This is a genomic window from Pantanalinema rosaneae CENA516 (assembly GCF_050753385.1).
Classification (GTDB): Bacteria; Cyanobacteriota; Cyanobacteriia; order Leptolyngbyales; family Leptolyngbyaceae; genus Pantanalinema; species Pantanalinema rosaneae.
The window spans coordinates 1-1493 of record NZ_JBLZFZ010000168.1 but is presented as its reverse complement, the minus strand read 5'-3'; the positions used below and the strand labels follow the sequence as shown (position 1 = coordinate 1493).

The 1493-nt window shown below is 71.3% G+C and carries 1 protein-coding gene; it reads left to right on the top strand.

Features of this window, described 5'->3' with window-relative positions:
* Window positions 1-267: 267 nt before the first annotated feature.
* Window positions 268-1493 (top strand): serine aminopeptidase domain-containing protein (locus ACN4EK_RS32605; RefSeq protein ID WP_431662603.1); only part of this gene is annotated, 1226 nt, incomplete at its 3' end.

Below are 1493 nucleotides of genomic sequence, written 5' to 3'. Positions count from 1 at the left end.
CCTAGTCGCCGTTCATCGGGCCTACAGCTTCCCCATGCCATCTTTCGCCGCGTCGATTCGTCGCCTTCGCCTCTGGCTCAAGGCGCGGATCAGGCGATAAGGTCGAAACGAGAGGCGCTTTCGCCAAGAGCGAAGGGCCGCGCGCGCCGGGGGGCTGCATGCAAACGCGGTTGATCGCGAGCGAGGGAGGTCCGCTTCTGCTGACCCGCGCCTGGAGCGGGCGTCGGGGCGCGCCGCGCGCGTTCGTGGGCCACAGCCCGCCGACGCATTCGGGCAACGTCGTCGATCTCCCGCCGGCCTCGCCGCGGCCGGCTTCGAGGTGCTCGCGGGCGACCTGCGCGGCCACGGCGCCTCGGTCGACGCCCGCCATCCGCGCGGCCATCTCGATCCGGCGCGGGGCTGGGACCAGCTCGTGGCGGACATGGCCCGTTCCTCGACGCCGCTTTCGCCGACAGCGCGTGGGAGGACCGGCTCGTCGTCGCGCCCAACATCTCCGCGCTCCTCGTCGTCGCCCTCCTCGCCCGCAAGCCCGACCTCGCCCGCGACATCGTGCTCGTCTCGCCCGTGCCGAACCAGCCGGCCCTGCCGGTGCTCGGGCGGGCGTTCATCCGCGCCCGGCTCCTGTTCCGCAGCCCCGACGAGCCGGACGAGCACATGCTCCACCATCTCTACAGCTTCCTCGGGGCGCATCTGAAGGAGCGCCGGCATCTGGCGGACGTGATCTCGGCGGACCGCGCGATCGTCGAGGCGCTGATCTCGGATCCGCTGGCCTGGCCGACGCCCTCGCTCGGCTATTGGTCGGCGATATTCGAGGGCATGGCGCGGGTCTGGCGCGAGCTGGAGAAGGCGCGGGTGCGCGAGGGCACGCGGGTCCTCATCCTCTATGGCGGCGAGGACGCGATGATGCGCGACGGCGGCTTCGCGCCCGCCATGAAGGCGCGGCTGAACGCTTCGGGGATCACGGACGTCACGGCCGCGCGGGTCGAGGGCGGCCGCTCGGGCCTCTTCCTCGAGGAGAAGCGGCTGGGGGTCGCCGGGCGAATCCTCGCCTGGCGCGGCGGCGGCGGGGTGCCGGACGCGGTCGAGGTTCCCGCGCGCGATCTCGCGAGCTTCTCGGAGGAGGTGCTCGCCGGCATGGGGCGGCTCGACGGCCCCGCGGGCGAGCGCCCGGGCGCGCTGCTGCCGGAAGAACTCGTCGAACTCTGCTACGGCGCCATCGACGACGAGGAGCGCTGGGTCGAGATGATGTACCGCGCCGCCCTCTCGATCGCCCGGGGCGACGGGCGCGACACGTCCGAGATCGAGACGCTGTTCGAGCGCGTGATGCCGCATTGGGACCGCTCGTTCCAGATCAACCGGCAGATCATGATCAACGCCACGCTCGGCGTGCTGTTGCAGCACGTGATCGACCGCCTCGAGATCGGCATCGCCCTCCTCGACGAATCCGGCCGGGTCGTCCACTACAACGCTGTCTCTTATACACATCTGACGCT